We start from the raw sequence: 19,455 nt of genomic DNA on the forward strand, positions 1-19,455 counted from the left end.
CTGTCAGTGCGGGCGTTGCCTGTCCGGAGCGCATTCCCTCGCTGATCGACTCAAATAAATCAATGAACCTGTGAAAAAGGCGACCCGAGAGATCGCCTTTCAATGAAGCCTTGCGGGCAATTCAATCCGCCAGCCAGCCATACTCCCAATGGCGCAAGTTATCGCCGCGCAGAACATAGTCTCGCAGCACCACCTCACGCAGTTCATCGCCCATGCGATAACTGGCATCCGGGTCAGCCAGATGCATGCGGATCGCTTGCAGCCACTCATCGGTCGTGTTGGTCTTGACCCGGGTGCACGGCAAGTAGCCGCGATAGGCCTCGGTATCGGTGCAGACCACCGGAAAACCGCAGGCGCCATACTCGAGCAGCCGCAGATTGCTCTTGCAGTCGTTGAAGATGTGGAACTCCAGCGGTGCCAGCGCCAGATCGAGGTTCAGGCTGGCCAGTTTTGCCGGATAGACATCCAGCGGGATCACTCCGTGAAACTCATGCATGTACGGCAGCAAATCATCCGGGCACATGCCGAAGAAAACCCAGTCGACTTCGTTGGCCAGTTCGCGCACCACGTCGGCGATCACTGCCAGATCGCCATGGTGACTGGTGCCGCCCCCCCAGCCGACACGGGGCTTTTTCGAGGTGCGACGCTGGCTGCGCAGGTGTCCCCACAAGTCCTGAGCCAACATGTTCGGCACCACGCGTATGTCGTGGTGCATGTCCGACAGCGCGTTGGCCAGCGGCGCGGTTGAAACGACCACGCGATCGCACAGGCCGATCGCTCGGCGCACCATTCGCTCCATGTCCGACTTGCCCGGCATGTTGCGGATATGTGCATTGCGATGGGGAACGTCGATGACATAGTCGTCGAGTTCGAAAATCCGTCGGGCATTGAAGAACTTCTTCAGCGGCGGGATCTCATCAATGGCGTGCTCTGAGTAGCGCCCCTGCAGGACAATCACATCGGGCGCCTGCCGCTGGATATCGATGATCGACGGCAAGCCGTAACAGATGCGCCCTTCCACGCGGTTGGCCGCTTCCAGTTCGATCATCGGCTGGCTCATGCGATAGTGACCGATGGCTGAAGCGTTGATCGGAACCGCGAGCACGTTCGGCAGTTGCGCCTTGGAGAACGCGCTCCAGCCAGTACGCAGGCCCGGTTCAAGGCTGAAGTTGCTGGCGCCAACGCCCTGCAACGTCAAGTTGACGTTATAGGCCGGGTCGCGCGCAACCAGTGGCAGCCAGCGTTGATAGAAGGTGTCCTTCTCCTCGGCGTGCTGCGCTTGCTCTTGCTCCGTCGCCGCGATAACCGGCTGCGTACCCACCGCCAGCACGGCGTGCGGGTTCATCACCACCAGATAACCGTCGCGGCCAATGCGCAGGCACAGATCCACGACACTGAGCGTTTGCTTGAAATCCTGCTCATCAAGACCGCCGGCCGCTTCGAATACCGATTTGCGAATCATCAGGCAGTCGCCACCGACCGCGCTCAGATCATGCACAGCTTGCAGTCGGTGCATATACCCGTCCGACTGCATCGGCTGGCCGTAGAACGGCAGTCCCGCCGGCCCATTCAGCCCCAGGATGAGACCGGCGTGCAGCACGCCACCGTCCGGGTTGAACAGCTTGGCGCCCACCACCCCGACTTCAGGGCGTTGTGCATGATTGAGCAGCTCATCGAGCCAGTCGGCCTGGGTGATTACCGCAAAGGCGTTAAGCATCAGCACGTACTCACCGCGCGCCTGGCGCGCGGCGAAGTTGTGCACAGCGGCGGCATCGCCCTTTTGCGCATATCGCAGCACGCGAATCCGGTCGCTGCCCAACTGCGCCATGCCGTCCAGCCACGCCAGCGCTTCGGCGCTTTCGCTGCCGTTATCGACCAGGAGCAATTCGTACTCGGTGTAGGCGGTTTTCTCCAGCAGCGTTTCGACACAACGCTGCAAGGCGGCAGTCTGGTCCTGAGTGACGATGATCACCGACACCAGAGGGCGCTGCGCGTGACGGTAGTCGACACGATTGAGCAGTCCGTTCTGGCGGATTTCATGAGCAATGCCGAGGCGCTGCAGGTGCGCCTCGAGAATTCGCCGACTTTGCTCCACCACGCCAGGCTCGGTGAGCCATTGCGACAGGTCGAATTTCGACTCTAGCAATACCTCGGCGATATGTCCGACAACCTGCAGGCCATCGCTTTCGACCATCCGCCAGAGCATGTCGTGTGGCGCCAGTTCGGCGAACGTTGGCGCAAATCCACCGAGCGCGAGGAAGCGTTCGCGCTGGAATGCCAGCGCTCGGCCGACGTACGGATAACTGCGCATGAGGTCGAGGTTGAAGTCCGGCTTGAACGCCGGTTCCGCCGATTCGCCGTCGCGCACGCTGCCTTCATCACTGTACAGACACGTCAGCGACCGCGAATGCGCGATGCGATCGGCCATCACCAGCAATGCCGGTGCCACCGGGCGATCTCCCGGTTGCAGCAGATAGAACCAGTCGGCGCCTTCGAGTTGCGGCAACAGCGTATTGATCTGCTCCAGACCGTCATCTTGCAACGGCATGTGGAACACGCGATCCTGCAACACTGCTTCGGTACAGGCTACGGACAGTACCAGCACCAGCTCCGGTGGATAGTCCTGTGCAGCGAGCGCTTGCAGGGTGCGCTCGAGACCGTCGCGGCTACCCTGTGCATCGATGAGGATCGGCACGATCCTCGGCTGCTGCGGCCAGCCAGCAAGCGTTTCCGGCAACCATTGGCGCTGCGTCTCGGTCAGCACCCGACACGCCAGCCACTGCGCATAGAGCTCGCCGAAACTGAAGCTGTCGACACCCACACCCAGCTCCTGGCGGCTTTGCTTGGTGCCAAGGGTACGGCTCAGCGGCAGTTCTTCCCAAACGCGAGGCGACTCGTCGGCGCTCGTCAGTCGCACGTAGCGAACCCAGCCCTTTGCGGGCGCCGACTCGCCGCTGCGTACTTTGAGCATTTGCGAAAGCCACTCGCGCTCAACCTCGGCAGCATCCTTCATTGGTTGCTGCGCGCTCAGGCGCTCAGGGTAAAGTCGCTCGGCGCTCAGGACATTGTTCGACGTCACCATGTTGCCGCGCCGCAACAGACACACGTACAAGGCAAAATCCAGGGTCGCGACGAAGCATGCACCTGCTTCAGTCAGAGCGGGCAACAGTTCGGCGACATCGGCACGCCGGAACAACGCACTGCTGAAGCCGCCGAGGACGTTGACCGGGAATTTTTCGAAAATGCTCAGCACATCGTCGCCTTTGAGCAAGGCGCTCACAGGTGATAGCGAGCTGTTTTCCAAACGGGCCGGCAGAATGATGTCGTTGGCGTCCCACAGCAGCCGCTGAGCGATCACCAGACTGACTTCTTCGCGCTGTAACTCATGGGCTTGCTGTTCGATACAGGCCGAATACAGCAGGTCATCGTCACACAGGAATTTGATGAACTCGCCCCGCGCCTGTTCGAGGCAGGCTTTCAGGTTGCCCACCAGCCCCAGCGTCTGTGGATTGCGAACGTAGCGCACCTGGGCCCCGGTTTGCTCCATGACCAGGCTGACGATGTCCTTGATCTCGTCACCACGACTGTCATCGCACACGACGATGTCGAGATTGCTGTAAGTCTGGCTGACGGCACTGTTCAGCGTGCGCTCGAAAAAGCGCGGATTGAACGCAGGGATGGCAATGCTGACGAGAGGAAGTGAATTCACGGCGGGCTCACAGGCGGTACGAGCCCGCTCGCAAAAACGAGCCCTTGATACCGCAAAAAATCATTAACAGAGGCACAACGTTGGCGGGCGCGCTCGCGCCCGCCAATCATCAGATCTTGTTGAACAGACCCAACTGACTGATCTTGCTGAACGCCAGTTGCGCGGCTTGCAGCATGGTCTGTTGCAAGGTCAGGCGGGTCATGACTTCAGCCGGATCGGAATCACGAATCGAACCCTGGGTCGTGCTGTTCGCCGTGGTCAGGCTGTCGTTGGTGATGGTCTGCATGTCCAGGGCCTGGCCGCGGGCACCAATGGTGGTGACTGCGGTGCCGATCTGGTTGGAAGCGGCATCGATGTTGCCGAGGCCTGCCTCCATCGCGCCCTGCAATTTCTGCTTGGCAACCGGATCGCCATCGACTGGCGTGTTCAGCGCGGTGATCATCTGGCCCAGAGTGTCGAGCACGTTCTGGGTCTGGTGATTGTTCGGCTGGATCGAGAACTGATCACCAGCGGCCGGCGCGCTGCCCAGCGCGAAGGTCACACCGGCAGCGGTGGCGTTACCACCGGCAACCGTGCCCGAGGAAACCGGCTTGCTGTCGGCCGTCACCGGCGCGGCATACAGATCGAAATCGGTGGCGCTGGTGAACTTGAGCACTGCGCCGCCCTGCGGAAACGCTGCGGTGTAGGCTGCCTGATCGGTGATGGTCGAACCAGTGATCACGCTGGTCGACGGGTTACCCGGATTACGCGTGGTGGTGAACGAGTCCGGCGAGGCCGACAGCTGAAAACTGTGCCCTGCGATAACGGCGTCCGGATTGGTATCGCCGGCCTTCAGATTGACGTTCAGCTTGAGGTCGACGCCGCGGAAACTGACGGTCTGATTGGCGCCGCTGCTGTTGCTGATCAGGCCATTTTGGCTGGCCTCGGCGGTCACGTCGTTGCCCAAAGCATCGGTGATCTTCAGCTGGGTGCTGCTGACGAAATCGACGGTGTACGGCTGCCCGGCAGTGAACTTGGCATCGTAGGTGGCAACAGTGCCGACGGTGCCGTTGGACAGCACGACACGGCCGTCATCCACAGCTGGCGCAGTCATTTTGGTGTTGGTGCGGCCGGTGTTGATGGTCTGCTGGAACGCGTCCCAACCGGTGGTGTTGGTACCCACGGTCATGCCGTCGCCGATGCCCAGATCGATGGTGGTCTGGTCGCCGTTGTAGCTGAACGTGCCGTCAGAATTCTTCGAGTACGGCGCGGTATCGGTTTTCGAACCGGAGAACAGGTAGTTGCCGTTGGCATCCTTGGCGTTCATCAGGCCCAGCACCTGCTGCTGGATCTCACCCAGTTCCGAGGCGTACGCCTGGCGATCCTTGTCGGTGATCGTGCCGTTGTTCGCGGCCAGCGCAAGTTCCTTGGCCCGTGCCAAAGCCGTGGTGATCGAATCCAGCGTGGACTCCTGCACGGTCAACGCACTTTTGGTGGTGTTGACGTTGGTCTTGTACTGATCGAGCATCGCTGCCTGCTGGCCCAATTGCAGCAAGCGCCCGGCACCGATCGGATCATCGGCGGCGGTGTTGATGCGTTGCAGGCTGCTCGCCTCGCTCGCGGTGGCGACAGCCTTGTTGAAGTTACGCTGATAATCCGAAGCTTGCGTTCCGTAATACTGGGCGGTGGAAATGCGCATGAATTACGACTCCTTAAAGGCTGTTGATCAGCGTGGCGAAAGTTTCCTGCGCAGCTTTGATGATCTGCGAAGACGCTGTGTAGTACTGCTGGTACTTGACCAGGTTGCCGGTTTCTTCGTCCAGGTTGACCCCGGAAAGCGAATCGCGGGCACCCTTGGCGTTCTCCAGAATCGCCGTGGTCGCGGCGCTGTCGGACTTGCCTTGGGCGGTCTTGGTACCGACGTTGGTCACCAGGGTGTTGTAGGCGTCGGTCAGGCTGATGCCCTTGCTCGCCGAACCGGTGTCCACGGTCTGTTTGGTTTGCAATGCGACCAGTGCCTGGGCGTTGCGGTTGTCCGAAGACGCCGCGCCGGTCAGGTTCATGGTGAAGGTCTCGCCGGTTTTCGGCGTGCCGCCCACGGTGGTCTGCACGGTGAAGGTCTTCTGCACGTTCGGCGTGACCGTAGTGTCCATCACCGGGTTGCCGCTGGCGTCGACGATGCCGACTTTCAGATTCAGCGTGTTCGACTGGCCGGGCACGATGGTACCGGTGCCCAGCGTTCCGCCCTTGGCGTCGACCAGGGTGTACGACTGGCTGCCACCGCTGGCTGCGCCGAAGACCAGTTTGACCGGCGTTGAATTCTTCAGCGCCGCCTGCATGTCAGCCTGGGCGGTCGGGTTGTAGATGTCGATCTTGTCGCTGAGCGTCGGCTGGGTGTAAGTGCCCAGACCGTTGGCGCTGGCGACGCCGGTCAGCGGACCTGCCGCAGCGATTTTCTTCGGATCGGTCAGGACCGTCTGAATGCTCGCCGCCGCGTTGCGGGTCGGCGTGATCTTGAACGAGTCACCCGCGCTCAGCGCGCCGCCATTCAAGGCCAGGGTGAAACCGTCGATCACTGGCGGCGGATTGGTCGTGGTGCTGAACGCGCCCAGATCGGTGCCGTCGGAACGCTTGACGGTGTAATCGGTAGCGCTGGTGAAGGTCACCTGATAGTCGCTGGTGGTCAGCTTGCCGGTGTCCTTGATGGTCACATCGAGGTTGCCCGAACCGGCGCTGTTGCCATCCTTCGCAATGCTGCGCTGACTGATCAGGGCGGCACTGTTGATGTTGTTGAAAATCGCCGCGCCGAAGTCACCGTTCTTGTCGATGCCCTGGGCTTGCTGGCTGTTGATCTGATCGGCAATCACCAGAGCGACGCGACCGAGCTCGTTGAGCGACGGGTCGAGGACTTCCTTGCGATAGGTCAGCAGACCGCCGATTTCGCCACCGCTGATCACCGAAGTAATGTCGATGGTGCTCGAACCGCGATCCATCTGGATCGACATGCGCGACGGGTCGGTCTTGCTCGCAACCATGCTCAGGCTGTTGGTGGTGTTGCCGATGACCAGCGGCTGGCCGCTGCCGACATAAATGTCGAAGCTGGTGCCGCGTTCGACGACCTGGGCACCGGTCAGCTCCGAGAGCTGACGCACGGCTTCGTTACGGCTGTCGAGCAGGTCGTTCGGCGCCCCGCCACTGGTGGAGATTTCGCCGATCTTCTGGTTGAGATTGGCGATCGCCGTGGCGAGCTTGTTCACCTGGGCGGTCATGTCGCCGAGGCTGCCGTTGATCGTGGTGTTCTGATCGTTGAGCTGCTTGGCCAGGGTATTGAAACGGCTGGTCAGCGCCTGCGCGCCGGTCAGCACCGACTGACGCGAAGTGTCATCGGTGGCCGACGTCGATACGCCCTGCATCGAGGTGAAGAATTTCTGCAGCACACCGGTCAGGCCGGTGTTGGTGTCCGACAGCATGGCGTCCAGCGGCGTCGCCTGCTTGAGAAACGCGGCCGATTCGCTGTCCAGCGAAGTCGCGGTGTGCAGCTGCGATTCCAGGTACGAGTTGTACACCCGGCGCACGTCAGCCAGGGTCGTGCCCGTGCCGATGAAAACGCTGCCGTACTGCTGCGAGGACTTGGTGCCCTGCACGGTTTGCTGACGTGAATAACCGGCGGTGTCGACGTTGGCAATGTTGTTGCCTGTCGTAGCCAGAGAGGACTGGCTGGCCGACAGTCCCGACATCCCGATATTGAGCAAACTCATGGTTCAGACCTTATTACCTGGTGCCTTATAAAGGCGTGGTGGAGACACCCGCCGCAGCGTAGTTTTCAAAACTGTTCATCTGCTTGGCAATTTGCGAAATCTTCGTCGCGTAGTTCGGGTCGGTGGCGTAACCGGCCTTCTGCAACTCGCGTACAAACTGTTCTGGGTTATCGGCCGACTTCAGCACTTCTTGATAGCGATTGTTGCTCTGCAGCAACGTCACCAGATCGTGGAAGCTGTCCTTGTACGAGGCGTAGGAACGGAACTCGGCCGTCTCCTTGACCATCGCGCCATTGCGGAACTCGCTGGTGATCGCGCGGGCCGAATCGCCCTTCCAGTTGCTGCTCGCCTTGATGCCGAACAGGTTGTGGCTGCTGCTGCCATCCTGAGCGCGCATGACCGATTTGCCCCAACCGGTTTCCAGTGCCGCTTGCGCCACCAGGTAACGCGGATCGACGCCGATGCGGTCGGCGGCTTCCTTGGCCATCGGCAGCATGGTGTTGACGAATTCGTCGGCGGAACTGAAGGCCTTTTTCGCCGGTGCCAGCGGAATCTGCGCCATAGCGCGGCCGTAGACCTGCATCTGCCCGCCAGCGGCTTTCTGCTCTTCGGCGCGGGCCAGCCAGTCGCCGTTGTACAACGCACCGGAGCCTGTGACGGCGTTAGTCGCAGCCCGTTGCGGCAAGGCGTTGGTCGCTGCGGCCGCAGTGCTGGCAGTGGCCACGCTCGGCGCCGACGGCACCAGACCAGCGAGCAAGCGGTCGGCCAGTTTCGGCGGCAATGCCAGACGCCGCTGGTTGATCAGCGCCATGTCGTTGCGATGGGAAATATCGGTGTTGTTCGGCGCATGCACCGAGCGCGATGCCCACAACGGACGCTCGCCGTTGACGCGGGACAGCGGACCGGTGGCGACGGTGCCGGCGGCAATCGGCGTCGGCACGGCGGCGGCCTTGGCCAGCGCTTCCTGCTGCTTGGCGGCGGACGCGGCCGCAGCCTCGCCCGGCGCCATCGGTTTGTTCTTCGACATCTGCCGGATCAGCACGTCGGCCAGGCCGATACCACCGCCCTCCCGCGACATGGAAACCGCCAGCTGCTGGTCGTACATTTCCTGATACTGCTTGGCCGCCGGCGTGTTCAGCGGGTTGTCCTGGCCGAGCGCTTCGGTGGCCGAACGCATCGACTTGAGCATTTCGCCGAGGAACAGCGACTCGAATTCCTGCGCCACCTTGCGCATGTTTTCGTCGCTGTTCTTGTCGCCGACCTTGAGCTGGTTCAGACGATTGAGGTCGGAGTAGGAACCCGAATCGCTGCTGCTGACCAGACCGCTTTTTCGCATATCCATGGTGGCCGGCCTCAGATCACGATCAGGTCGGCTTGCAATGCGCCGGCCTGCTTCAGAGCTTCGAGAATTGCCATCAGGTCACCCGGTGCTGCGCCGACCTGGTTTACCGCACGGACGATCTCGTCGAGGGTGGTGCCCGGGCCGAACTTGAACATCGGTTTGGCTTCCTGTTCGGCATTCACTCGCGAGCGCGGTACGACAGCGGTCTGGCCGTTGGACAGCGGGCCAGGCTGGCTGACGATCGGGTCTTCGGTGATGGTCACGGTCAGGCTGCCGTGGGTCACGGCGGCTGGCGACACTTTCACGTTCTGGCCAATGACGATGGTGCCGGTACGCGAGTTGATGATGACTTTCGCCACCGCCTGGCCCGGATCGATTTCGAGGTTCTCCAGGATCGACAGGTAGTCGACGCGCTGGCTCGGATCCAGCGGCGCAGTGACCCGCACCGATCCGCCGTCGATGGCTTGGGCGACGCCAGGGCCGAGCATGTCGTTGACCTTGTCGACGATGCGCTTGGCGGTGGTGAAGTCGGAGCGGTTGAGGTTCAGCGTCAGGCTGTTGCCCTGGTTGAAACCGCTCGGCACCGCACGTTCCACCGACGCACCGCCAGGGATGCGACCGGCCGACGGAACGTTGACGGTGATCTTCGAACCATCGCGGCCTTCAGCGTCGAAACCGCCAACGACGAGGTTGCCCTGAGCGATCGCATAGACGTTGCCGTCGATACCCTTGAGCGGCGTCAGCAGCAAGGTGCCGCCACGCAGGCTCTTGGAGTTACCGATCGAGGACACGGTGATGTCGACCTGCTGACCCGGTTTGGCAAACGCTGGCAGATCGGCACTCACCGACACCGCCGCGACGTTCTTCAACTGCACGTTGCCCGATCCCGGCGGCACCTTGATGCCGAACTGCGAGAGCATGTTGTTGAAGGTCTGCAGGGTGAACGGGGTCTGCGTCGTCTGGTCACCGGTGCCGTTAAGCCCGACCACCAGGCCGTAACCGATCAACTGGTTGGAGCGCACGCCGGAAATGCTGGCGATGTCTTTCAGCCGCTCGGCGTGGGCGGTGAACGCCGCAGACATCAACAACGCGGCCACCATAAGGCTTTTCAGATTCAACGTAGCCACCTAGAAAGGGAACAGCGGGCTGAGGAAGAAACGGTCGAACCAGCCTGGCTGACTCGTATCGGCAAACGCGCCGGTACCCGAGTAGGTGATGCGCGCATCGGCGACACGGGTCGACGACACGGTGTTGTCGGTCGCGATGTCATCGGCGCGGACCATACCGGCGATGCGCACCAGTTCGTCACCAGTGTTGAGCGTCAGCCACTTCTCGCCACGCACGGCGATGATGCCGTTGGGCAGCACGTCGGCCACGGTCACGGTGATCGAACCGGTCAGGCTGTTGCTCTGCCCGGACTTGGCGTCGCCCTTGGTCGAACGGTCGGCGCTGTAGCCGGCGTTGAGGCTCAGGTCACCGCCACCAATCGGGTTGTTGGTGGTCAGGCTGGAGCCGAACAACGAGGTCAGGCCGATCGAGTTATCGCTGTTCTTGTCCATCTGCGAGTTGGCGTTCTTGCTTGCCTGCGTGCGCTCGTTCAGGGTGATGGTGATGATGTCACCGACCCGGAACGCCTTGCGGTCGCTGTACAGGTTCTGCTCGAAGCCGGCCTGATAGATCGAGCCGTTGTTGGCCGCCGCCGGCAACGGTGTGCGCGGCAACACCGGGGCGTAGTAAGGGTCATTGGGCTTGGGCGTCGGGGCGACGCAGCCCGCGAGCGAGACGACCCCACTCAATGCCAGAACAGATACAAAGCGCTTCATGACCCTACCTCACGGTGTTGCTGGCGACCTCAGGCCGCCCCAAAGACTGGATTACAGATTCTGCGTTACGAACGAGAGCATCTGGTCGGCGGTGGAGATCACCTTGGAGTTCATCTCGTAGGCGCGTTGAGTGGTGATCATGTTGACCATCTCTTCAACGGTGCTGACGTTCGAGGTTTCCAGGGTGTTCTGCAGCGTGGTACCGAAACCGTTCAGGCCCGGGGTGCCGACCTGCGGCGCGCCGGAAGCAGCGGTTTCCAGGAACAGGTTGTTGCCCACGGCTTGCAGGCCGGCCGGGTTGATGAAGTCGGCGGTCTGCAGGTTGCCGATCACTTGCGAGGCCGGGTTGCCGGCGATGGTGATCGACACGGTGCCGTCACGGCCGACGGTGAAGGTCTGCGCATCGTTCGGGATGATGATCGCCGGCTCCAGGGCGAAACCGCTGGCGTTGACGATCTGGCCATTGGAGTCGAGGTGGAAAGTACCGTCACGGGTGTAGGACGTGGTGCCGTCCGGCTGCAGGATCTGGAAGAAACCGCGACCGTCGATGGCCATGTCCAGCGGCTGCTCAGTGGTTTGCAGGCTGCCGGCGGTGAAGTTTTTCTGGGTGCCGACAATGCGCACACCGGTACCCACTTGCAGACCCGACGGCAGTTCGCTGTCCTGGGTCGACTGGGCACCTGGCTGACGCTTGATCTGATAGAGCAGGTCCTGGAACTCGGCACGGTCACGTTTGAAACCCGTGGTCGAGACGTTCGCCAGGTTGTTGGAAATGGTGGTCAGGTTGGTGTCCTGGGCGGACAGACCGGTTTTGGCAACCCATAGAGCCGGAAGCATTCGATTCTCCTCGTGCGCCTGTTTTACGGCGCGACGTTCTGATAATTAGCTGATCTGCAAGACCCGAGCCATGGCCTGGTCGTCGTCTTTGGCGGTGTTCATCATCTTGACGTGCAACTCGAACTGCTTGGCCAGGGCCAGCACCGAAGTCATTTCTTCCACGGCATTGACGTTGCTCGACTCAAGGAAACCCGAGACCAGTTTGACGTTGGCGTCGGCTTGCGCCGGCTGGCCGTCCTTGGTGTAAATCGAACCGTCGAGGCCTTTGTTCATGTTCTTGATGTCCGGGTTGACCAGCTTGATCCGGTCGACTTCGGCCATGACGCGGGGGCCTTCGCCCATCGCGCGAATGCTGATGGTGCCGTCTTCGCCGACTTCGACCTGCTGCTCGGGCGGCACGGCGATCGGGCCGCCATTACCGATCACCGGCATGCCGTTGCCGGCGCGCAATACGCCGAGGGCGTCGATGTTGAGGCTGCCGGTGCGCACGTAGCTTTCACCACCGCTGGGGTTTTGCACGGCGATGAAACCGTTGCCGGATACCGCGACGTCGAGTTCACGCCCGGTCTGCACCAGCGAGCCCGGCGTGAAGTCGGTGGCGGGACGTTCGCTCATGGCAAACGCGCGCGCCGGAAAGCTGTCACCGAACACCGGCATCGAACGCGCCTGCTCGAGGTCGCGCTGGAAGCCGTTGGTGGAGATGTTCGCCAGGTTGTTGGCATGCGCCCGCTGCGCCAGTGCGTTCTGGCTGGCGCCGGTCATTGCCACATAAAGGTACTTGTCCACTGTGTTTCCTCTGCATGCCGGACGTTTGCCGCCCACCGCTGTACTGCTCAGCCATAAGCAATTTGCAGACCAACTTTTTATTGGCGGGCGAAGGCCCGGTAAACAGGGGACTTGAGGGGATCAGAGGGGGAATCTGAAATGGGTCGAAGACGAAAAACCGGCGGTGTCATGCCGGTTAGTGGCAAGGTTCGGCCTGGACACTGATCGTTCCCATGCTCTGCGTGGGAATGCCTCACTGGACGCTCTGCGTCCGCTTTGGGACGCGGAGCGTCCCGGGCTGCATTCCCACGCAGAGCATGGGAACGATCACTTGCGGCTATGACTGAGACTTGCCAACCTCATACTCGCGCAACTTGTTGGCAATCGTCGTGTGCGAAACCCCCAGCCGCTTGCCCAACTGCCGACTGCTCGGGTGCTCGGAATACAAGCGTTCCAGCACGGCTTTCTCGAAACGCCCGACGATCTCGTCGAGATTTCCGTCGAGGGAAAAATCGCCAAGCGGCTGACGCACGCCGTAATCGGGCAGGCGAATATGTTCGGCCTTGACCGTGCCGCCGTCGCACAGGGAAACCGCCTGGAACAGCACGTTTTCCAACTGCCGCACGTTGCCCGGCCAGTGGTAATGGCTGAGGCGATCCATCGCCGCCGGGGCCAGTTTCGGCAGCGGACAGCCGATCTGCCGACTGGCCTGATCGAGAAAGTGTTCAACCAGCGGCGTCAGACCGTCGAGGCATTCGCGCAGTGGCGGGATGTGCAGCGACAGCACGTTCAAGCGGTGATAGAGATCCTGACGAAACTCGCCGCGCGCGCACAATTCGGACAAGTCCACCTGGGTCGCGCAGATCACCCGCACATCGAGATAGACCTCTTCATCACTGCCGACGCGACGGAAGCAACCGTCCTGAAGAAAGCGCAGCAATTTGACCTGCAAGCGCGGGCTCATCTCGCCGACGCCATCGAGAAACAGCGTGCCGCCAGCGGTCAACTCCAGCAGGCCAAGCTTGCCCTCAGCGCGAGCGCCTTCGAAAGCGCCGGGGCCGTAGCCGAACAGTTCGGTCTCGGCCATCGACTCCGGCAACCCGGCGCAGTTGAGCGCCATCAACGGTGACTGTCCACGCGGGCTGGCGAGATGGCAGGCGCGCGCGAGCAGTTCCTTGCCGGTGCCGGTTTCGCCTTCTATTAATAGCGGTGCATCCAGCGGCGCCATGCGTCGCGCTTCGCGGACCACAGCGGCCATGACTTTCGAGCTCTGGAAAATACTGTCGAAACCGCGCAGCTCTTGCTTGCGCACATTGTAGATACGCTCGCCGACGCGGTCGGCGCGGTGCAGCGTCAGTACGGCGCCGGCCATGGCCTCGCTGTCATCGTGCTCCGATTGCAGCGGCGCGATGTCGGCGAGAAAGATGTCGCCCTTGACCTTGACGCGCATGCCGTTGATCCGCGATTTGTTGGCGCGCACCAGTTCGGGCAGGTCGAAATCTTCGGCGTAGCGCGACAGCGGAATCCCCGGCACCTCATCGACGCGCACGCCGAGCAACTGCGCCGCCGCGCGGTTGGCCGCAACGATCGAGCCGCCCATGTCGATCGACAGCACCGGAAACTCCAGCGCGCCAAGCAGTGCGTTCAATTCCATGTGCCGGCGTTCACTGGGCATCAGCCCGACGCGCTTGACCCCAAACACCCCGCCGATCGCCTCGAACTTGGGGCGCAACGCCTGGAACTGAATGTTGATCAGGTTCGGGCAGTGCAGGTAGATCGCATTGCCATGCTCACCACCCACCTCGCCGCGTGCGACGTTGATCCCGTACGCCACCAGCAGATTGAGAATGTCGCGCAGGATGCCGATGCGGTTCTGGCAGTGGACTTTGATGCGCATAGAAAAAGGCCCGACAGGTTTGAGAGGAAAACACATGTCCTTGTGGGAGCAAGCCTGCTCGCGAAGGGGCCAGCACATCCAGTATCGATGTGTCAGACAGACCGCTTTCGCGAGCAGGCTCGCTCCCACAGGGTTCTGTGGCGCGCCCGGGGCAGATGTTTCTGTCGAGGCACGCAGATAGTTGTCAAGATTATGTGACAGCCCCTGCCCTTTTCAAACCCGCCAATCACCGTAATTGCTGATTACCCGACAAAGCGTAACGATAACTTTACGAAACTCGACGAAATTTCCTACACATGCACGGCTCAACATGCTGCGCAGCTTCGCGCTCTGGGGTATTCCTTTAGCCATCGCTGGACATAACAAAAACGAATTTCCTAGCAGGAGAGCAGCATGAAGCAGACGCAATACGTGGCTCGCGAGCCCGATGCGAAAGGTTTTATCGACTACCCCGCCGAAGAACATGCGGTGTGGAACACGCTGATCACTCGCCAGTTGAAGGTGATTGAAGGTCGCGCGTGCCAGGAATACCTGGACGGTATCGAAAAACTCGGTCTGCCCCACGACCGCATCCCGCAACTGGCCGAGATCAATAAAGTGCTCGGCGAGACCACTGGCTGGCAGGTTGCCCGGGTGCCGGCGCTGATTCCCTTCCAGACCTTTTTCGAGTTGCTTGCCAGCAAACAATTCCCCGTCGCCACCTTCATACGTACCCGCGAAGAACTCGACTATCTGCAAGAGCCGGACATTTTTCACGAGATCTTCGGCCACTGCCCGCTACTGACCAACCCCTACTTCGCTGAATTCACCCACACCTACGGCAAGCTTGGCCTGCAAGCGACCAAGGAAGAACGCGTGTATCTGGCGCGGCTGTACTGGATGACCATCGAATTCGGTCTGGTCGACACCCCGCAGGGCAAGCGCATCTACGGTGGCGGGATTCTGTCCTCGCCGAAAGAAACCGTTTACTGCCTGTCGGACGAGCCCGAGCATCAGCTCTTCGATCCGCTGGAAGCCATGCGCACGCCGTATCGCATCGACATCCTGCAACCGCTGTACTTCGTCCTGCCCAATCTCAAGCGCCTGTTCGATGTGGCCCATGAAGACATCATGGCCATGGTTCGCCAAGGCATGCAGCTGGGCTTGCACGCGCCGAAATTTCCGCCGAAACCCAAAGCCGCCTGAACCGCGACTTTTGCTGACAATTGCGTCTGTCCGTCGCCGCCACTTTGCTTTAGCGTGACGGCATTGGCGGCACACGCGCTTTAATAAAAAACACACTCGTTTTCAGGAATACACCATGTCGACTTTGAACCAAGCCCACTGCGAAGCCTGCCGCGCCGATGCGCCACAAGTCAGCGACGAAGAACTGCCGATCCTGATCAAGCAGATCCCTGACTGGAACATCGAAGTACGCGACGGCATCATGCAGCTGGAGAAAGTTTTCCTGTTCAAGAACTTCAAGCATGCGCTGGCGTTCACCAACGCCGTCGGCGAAATCTCCGAGGCCGAAGGTCACCACCCGGGCCTGCTGACCGAGTGGGGCAAAGTCACCGTGACCTGGTGGAGCCATTCGATCAAAGGCCTGCACCGCAACGACTTCATCATGGCTGCGCGCACTGACGAAGTGGCCAAGACCGCAGAAGGACGCAAGTAATGCACTTCGACGCCATCGGCCGGGTCCCCGGCGACCCGATTCTCGGTTTGATGGAGGCCTATGCGCAGGATGCCAATCCGCGCAAGTTCGACCTCGGCGTTGGCGTCTACAAGGATGCCCAGGGTCTGACGCCAATCCCCGAGGCGGTGAAAATCGCCGAGGCACGACTGGTCGAAAGCCAGGACACCAAGACCTACATCGGTGGCCACGGCAATCCGCTGTTCGGCAAGGTCATCAACGAACTGGTGCTCGGCGCCGACTCACAACTGATCACCGAACAACGCGCCGGCGCCACCCAGACCCCAGGCGGTACCGGTGCCTTGCGGCTGGCGGCCGACTTCATCGCGCAATGCCTGCCGGGCAAAGGCGTGTGGTTGAGCAACCCGACCTGGCCGATCCACGAAACCATTTTCGCCGCCGCCAAGGTCAAGGTCAGCCACTACCCGTACGTCGGCAGTGACAACCGCCTCGACGTCGAAGCGATGCTCGCCGTGCTCAGTGAAGTGCCAAAGGGCGACGTGGTGCTGTTGCATGCGTGCTGCCACAACCCGACCGGTTTCGACCTGAGCCATGACGACTGGAAGCGCGTGCTTGAAGTGGTGCGCAGCCGCGATTTGCTGCCGCTGATCGACTTTGCTTATCAGGGTTTTGGCGATGGTCTGGAGCAGGACGCGTGGTCGACCCGGTTGTTCGCGGCGCAAGTGCCGGAGCTGCTGATCACCAGTTCCTGCTCGAAGAACTTCGGCCTGTATCGAGACCGTACCGGTGCGCTGATCGTCTGCGCGACCAGCGCCGACAAGCTCATCGACATCCGCAGCCAACTGGCCAACATCGCCCGCAATCTGTGGTCGACGCCGCCGGATCACGGCGCGGCGGTGGTCGCGACCATCCTCGCCGATCCAGAGCTGAAAGCGCGCTGGGCCGATGAAGTGGAAGCGATGCGCTTACGAATCGCGCAGTTGCGCAGCGGTCTGGTCGAAGCGCTGGAACCCCACGGTTTGCGCGAGCGTTTTGCCCACATCGGCGTGCAACGCGGGATGTTCTCCTACACCGGCCTGTCGCCGGAACAGGTTAAACACCTGCGCGAGCGGCACAGCGTGTACATGGTCAGCTCGGGTCGGGCGAACGTTGCCGGGATCGACGCCACCCGCCTCGCATCGCTCGCCGACGCGATCGCTGACGCCTGCAAATAATCCCCCACCCGACTGATCGTTCCCACGCTCTGCGTGGGAATGCAGCCCGGGACGCTCCGCGTCCCAACAGCGGACGCAGAGCGTCCATTGAGGCATTCCCACGCAGAGCGTGGGAACGATCAGCAGACCCAGCGCTTGCCTCCCTGCGGCCATCTGTCGCATTAATTTGAATTAAAAGTCTGATTGTCATTTTTCCTGCTGTATCCTGCGCAGGCTTTGTAAAGCGCGGAGCACCTGATCTATCAACAGACTTAGCGAGGAGCGCAACCATGCACGAGATTCCCAATCTCCCCTTCCCAAGCCTGCACGTACCTGAGCAGACGACCCCGCAACACGCCGGCGCTGAAAAGCCCGAGCCGCAAGAAGCCGCTGACAGCCGCAAAGCTGACAGCGAAGAGTAAGACCCGCCGTACAGACCGTGTGGAAAGCGCTAACATGCGCTTTCCACACTGCCTGAAGCCCGAGCCCGCCATGACCGACGAATTCTCCGAAAGCCAAGCTGCCGTGCTGATCGGCGCCACCGAGAAAATGATCGAGATCTGGAATCGCCTCTCACCCGAGAAACAGGCCGCCCTGCTCGAGCGTTTCGGCAGCGAAGAAAACGCCCTCGCCGCCCTCGTCACCACGCAACTGGTCGCCCCGGCGAAATCCTGAAAGCGCCGCCCGGCAAATAGTTTTACTTTTCCCCGCCCCTGAACGGTTCACGCCGGTATCATGAGCAGCCTATCTAATCTGCTGCTCCCGTGGATCGTTACCCATGTCGTCTATACCCGAGCCCCAGCGTCCGCTGGCGGTTACGCTGCAAGTAGTCTCCATCGTCCTTTTCACCTTCATCGGTTACCTGAACATCGGCATCCCGCTCGCCGTGTTGCCGGGCTACGTCCACAGTGACCTGGGTTTCGGTGCGGTGATCGCCGGGCTGGTGATCAGCGTGCAATACCTCGCCACCCTGCTCAGCCGCCCGTACGCGGGCAAGATCATCGACAACCAGGGCAGCAAACGCGCAGTGATGATCGGCCTCGCTGGCTGTGGCTTGAGCGGTGTGTTCATGCTGATTTCCGCGTGGACACCGAACCTGCCACTGCTGAGCCTGATCAGCCTGCTGATCGGCCGTCTGGTGTTGGGCAGTGCGGAAAGCCTGGTCGGTTCTGGTTCGATTGGCTGGGGCATCGGCCGGGTCGGCGCGGCGAATACGGCGAAAGTGATTTCCTGGAACGGCATCGCCAGTTACGGCGCCCTGGCGATCGGCGCGCCGTTCGGTGTATGGCTGGTAAGCAGGTTAGGGCTGTGGAGCATGGGCGTGAGCATCATCCTTCTCGCCCTGCTCGGTCTGGCGCTGGCATGGCCGAAGACCGCCGCGCCGATCGTCGCCGGTGAACGCCTGCCGTTCATGCATGTGCTGGGCAAAGTCTTCCCCCACGGCTGCGGACTGGCGCTGGGCTCGATCGGTTTTGGCACCATCGCCACGTTCATTACCCTGTATTACGCGACCCAGCACTGGGACAACGCGGTGCTGTGCCTGAGCCTGTTCGGCGCCAGCTTCATCGGCGCGCGGCTGCTGTTCGGCAATCTGATCAACCGCCTCGGCGGCTTCCGCGTGGCGATTGCCTGTCTGTCGGTGGAAACGTTGGGACTGTTGCTGTTGTGGATTGCTCCGGATGCGCATTGGGCACTGGCCGGTGCGGCGCTGAGCGGTTTCGGCTTCTCGCTGGTGTTCCCGGCGCTGGGCGTGGAGGCGGTGAATCTGGTGCCGGCCTCCAGCCGTGGCGCGGCGGTCGGTGCCTATTCACTGTTCATTGATTTGTCGCTGGGGATCACCGGGCCGCTGGCCGGGGCGATCGCAGCAGGATTCGGTTTTGCTTCGATCTTCCTGTTCGCCGCATTTGCAGCGTTGAGCGGCCTTGGCTTGAGTGTCTATCTGTACAAGCACACGGCGAAGTATCGCGAGGTTTAGAAGTCCACCTTGCCGCGCCCGGCCTTGATGCTGCCGCGCTTGGTTTTCGACTCCAGCCGACGCTTCTTCGAACCGAGGGTCGGCTTGGTCGGGCGGCGTTTCTTTTCGACTTTGGTGGCGCTGAGAATCAGCTCGACCAGCCGCTCCAGCGCATCGGCGCGGTTGGCTTCCTGGGTGCGATATTGCTGCGCCTTGATGATCAGCACGCCGTCGCTGGTGATACGACTGTCTCGCAGCGCCAGCAGGCGTTCCTTGTAGAACTCCGGCAATGACGAGTTGGGAATGTCGAAGCGCAAGTGCATGGCACTGGAGACCTTGTTGACGTTCTGTCCACCGGCGCCTTGCGCGCGGATGGCAGTCAATTCGATCTCGGCATCCGGAAGATGCACGTTGTTGGAAATCACCAGCATGGAAAAGCGTCCGTAATCAGAGGGTGCAGGATAACCTGATTCACTCAACCTCTGTGGGAGCGAGCCTGCTCGCGAAGGCGGTGTGTCAGTCGATGCAGATGTTTCTGATGGACCGCTTTCGCAAGCAGGCT

Annotated in this window: 16 protein-coding genes; 6 read left to right on the forward strand and 10 right to left on the reverse strand. The window is 61.4% G+C overall.

Annotation, left to right across the window (positions count from 1 at the left end; genetic code table 11):
• Window positions 1–121 precede the first annotated feature (121 nt).
• The 9 genes from JWU58_RS20095 to JWU58_RS20135 all read right to left on the reverse strand — a co-directional run bounded on the left by JWU58_RS20095 (window position 122) and on the right by JWU58_RS20135 (window position 14,110).
• Window positions 122–3,709 (reverse strand): glycosyltransferase, encoded by a 3,588-nt coding sequence (locus tag JWU58_RS20095; RefSeq protein ID WP_206420849.1) that lies wholly within the window; start codon window positions 3,707–3,709, stop codon window positions 122–124.
• A gap of 109 nt (window positions 3,710–3,818) precedes the next feature.
• Complete coding sequence (locus JWU58_RS20100) at window positions 3,819–5,387, reverse strand: flagellar hook-associated protein 3 (RefSeq protein ID WP_206420850.1); 1,569 nt, start codon at window positions 5,385–5,387, stop codon at window positions 3,819–3,821.
• Window positions 5,388–5,400: 13 nt separating this feature from the next.
• Window positions 5,401–7,446 carry a flagellar hook-associated protein FlgK gene (gene flgK, locus JWU58_RS20105; protein WP_122704740.1) on the reverse strand — a complete coding sequence of 682 codons (2,046 nt, stop codon included), beginning with the start codon at window positions 7,444–7,446 and terminating at the stop codon, window positions 5,401–5,403.
• Window positions 7,447–7,471: 25 nt separating this feature from the next.
• Window positions 7,472–8,788 (reverse strand): flagellar assembly peptidoglycan hydrolase FlgJ, encoded by a 1,317-nt coding sequence (flgJ, locus tag JWU58_RS20110; RefSeq protein WP_123442866.1) that lies wholly within the window; start codon window positions 8,786–8,788, stop codon window positions 7,472–7,474.
• Between the two features lie 11 nt (window positions 8,789–8,799).
• On the reverse strand, window positions 8,800–9,888 hold the full coding sequence (locus JWU58_RS20115) for a flagellar basal body P-ring protein FlgI (RefSeq protein WP_024012083.1): 1,089 nt from the start codon (window positions 9,886–9,888) through the stop codon (window positions 8,800–8,802).
• 27 nt (window positions 9,889–9,915) lie between these two features.
• Window positions 9,916–10,611 (reverse strand): flagellar basal body L-ring protein FlgH, encoded by a 696-nt coding sequence (gene flgH, locus JWU58_RS20120; RefSeq protein ID WP_016771110.1) that lies wholly within the window; start codon window positions 10,609–10,611, stop codon window positions 9,916–9,918.
• A 51-nt stretch (window positions 10,612–10,662) separates the two neighbouring features.
• Complete coding sequence (gene flgG, locus JWU58_RS20125; RefSeq protein ID WP_024012082.1) at window positions 10,663–11,448, reverse strand: flagellar basal-body rod protein FlgG; 786 nt, start codon at window positions 11,446–11,448, stop codon at window positions 10,663–10,665.
• A 45-nt stretch (window positions 11,449–11,493) separates the two neighbouring features.
• Window positions 11,494–12,234: a flagellar basal body rod protein FlgF gene (locus JWU58_RS20130; protein ID WP_016771112.1), complete on the reverse strand. Its 741-nt coding sequence runs from the start codon at window positions 12,232–12,234 to the stop codon at window positions 11,494–11,496.
• Between the two features lie 316 nt (window positions 12,235–12,550).
• The gene (locus tag JWU58_RS20135) at window positions 12,551–14,110 is read right to left on the reverse strand and encodes a sigma-54-dependent transcriptional regulator (RefSeq protein ID WP_206420851.1); all 1,560 of its coding nucleotides are present in this window, start codon (window positions 14,108–14,110) and stop codon (window positions 12,551–12,553) included.
• 393 nt (window positions 14,111–14,503) lie between these two features.
• Between JWU58_RS20135 and phhA the strand changes: the two genes are divergently transcribed.
• The 6 genes from phhA (at window position 14,504) to JWU58_RS20160 (ending at window position 18,914) form a co-directional block, all read left to right on the forward strand.
• Window positions 14,504–15,295, forward strand: a complete 792-nt coding sequence (gene phhA / locus JWU58_RS20140) for a phenylalanine 4-monooxygenase (RefSeq protein WP_206420852.1) — start codon at window positions 14,504–14,506, stop codon at window positions 15,293–15,295.
• Window positions 15,296–15,410: 115 nt separating this feature from the next.
• A complete protein-coding gene (locus JWU58_RS20145) occupies window positions 15,411–15,767 on the forward strand; it encodes a 4a-hydroxytetrahydrobiopterin dehydratase (protein WP_016771115.1) in 357 nt (118 codons plus the stop codon).
• Window positions 15,767–16,960 (forward strand): amino acid aminotransferase, encoded by a 1,194-nt coding sequence (locus tag JWU58_RS20150; protein WP_206420853.1) that lies wholly within the window; start codon window positions 15,767–15,769, stop codon window positions 16,958–16,960. The genes JWU58_RS20145 and JWU58_RS20150 overlap by 1 nt, the downstream gene beginning before the upstream one ends.
• A 269-nt stretch (window positions 16,961–17,229) precedes the next feature.
• Window positions 17,230–17,361 (forward strand): hypothetical protein, encoded by a 132-nt coding sequence (locus JWU58_RS27410; RefSeq protein ID WP_016771117.1) that lies wholly within the window; start codon window positions 17,230–17,232, stop codon window positions 17,359–17,361.
• A gap of 70 nt (window positions 17,362–17,431) precedes the next feature.
• Window positions 17,432–17,614 (forward strand): hypothetical protein, encoded by a 183-nt coding sequence (locus JWU58_RS20155; protein WP_039761215.1) that lies wholly within the window; start codon window positions 17,432–17,434, stop codon window positions 17,612–17,614.
• A 112-nt stretch (window positions 17,615–17,726) separates the two neighbouring features.
• Window positions 17,727–18,914, forward strand: a complete 1,188-nt coding sequence (locus JWU58_RS20160) for an MFS transporter (RefSeq protein WP_051600625.1) — start codon at window positions 17,727–17,729, stop codon at window positions 18,912–18,914.
• On the opposite strand, the gene arfB is transcribed toward JWU58_RS20160, so the two are convergent.
• A complete protein-coding gene (gene arfB, locus JWU58_RS20165) occupies window positions 18,911–19,324 on the reverse strand; it encodes an alternative ribosome rescue aminoacyl-tRNA hydrolase ArfB (protein ID WP_016771119.1) in 414 nt (137 codons plus the stop codon). The genes JWU58_RS20160 and arfB overlap by 4 nt on opposite strands.
• Between the last annotated feature and the right edge of the window lie 131 nt (window positions 19,325–19,455).

The organism is Pseudomonas atacamensis (assembly GCF_017167965.1).
Classification (GTDB): domain Bacteria; phylum Pseudomonadota; class Gammaproteobacteria; order Pseudomonadales; family Pseudomonadaceae; genus Aquipseudomonas; species Aquipseudomonas atacamensis.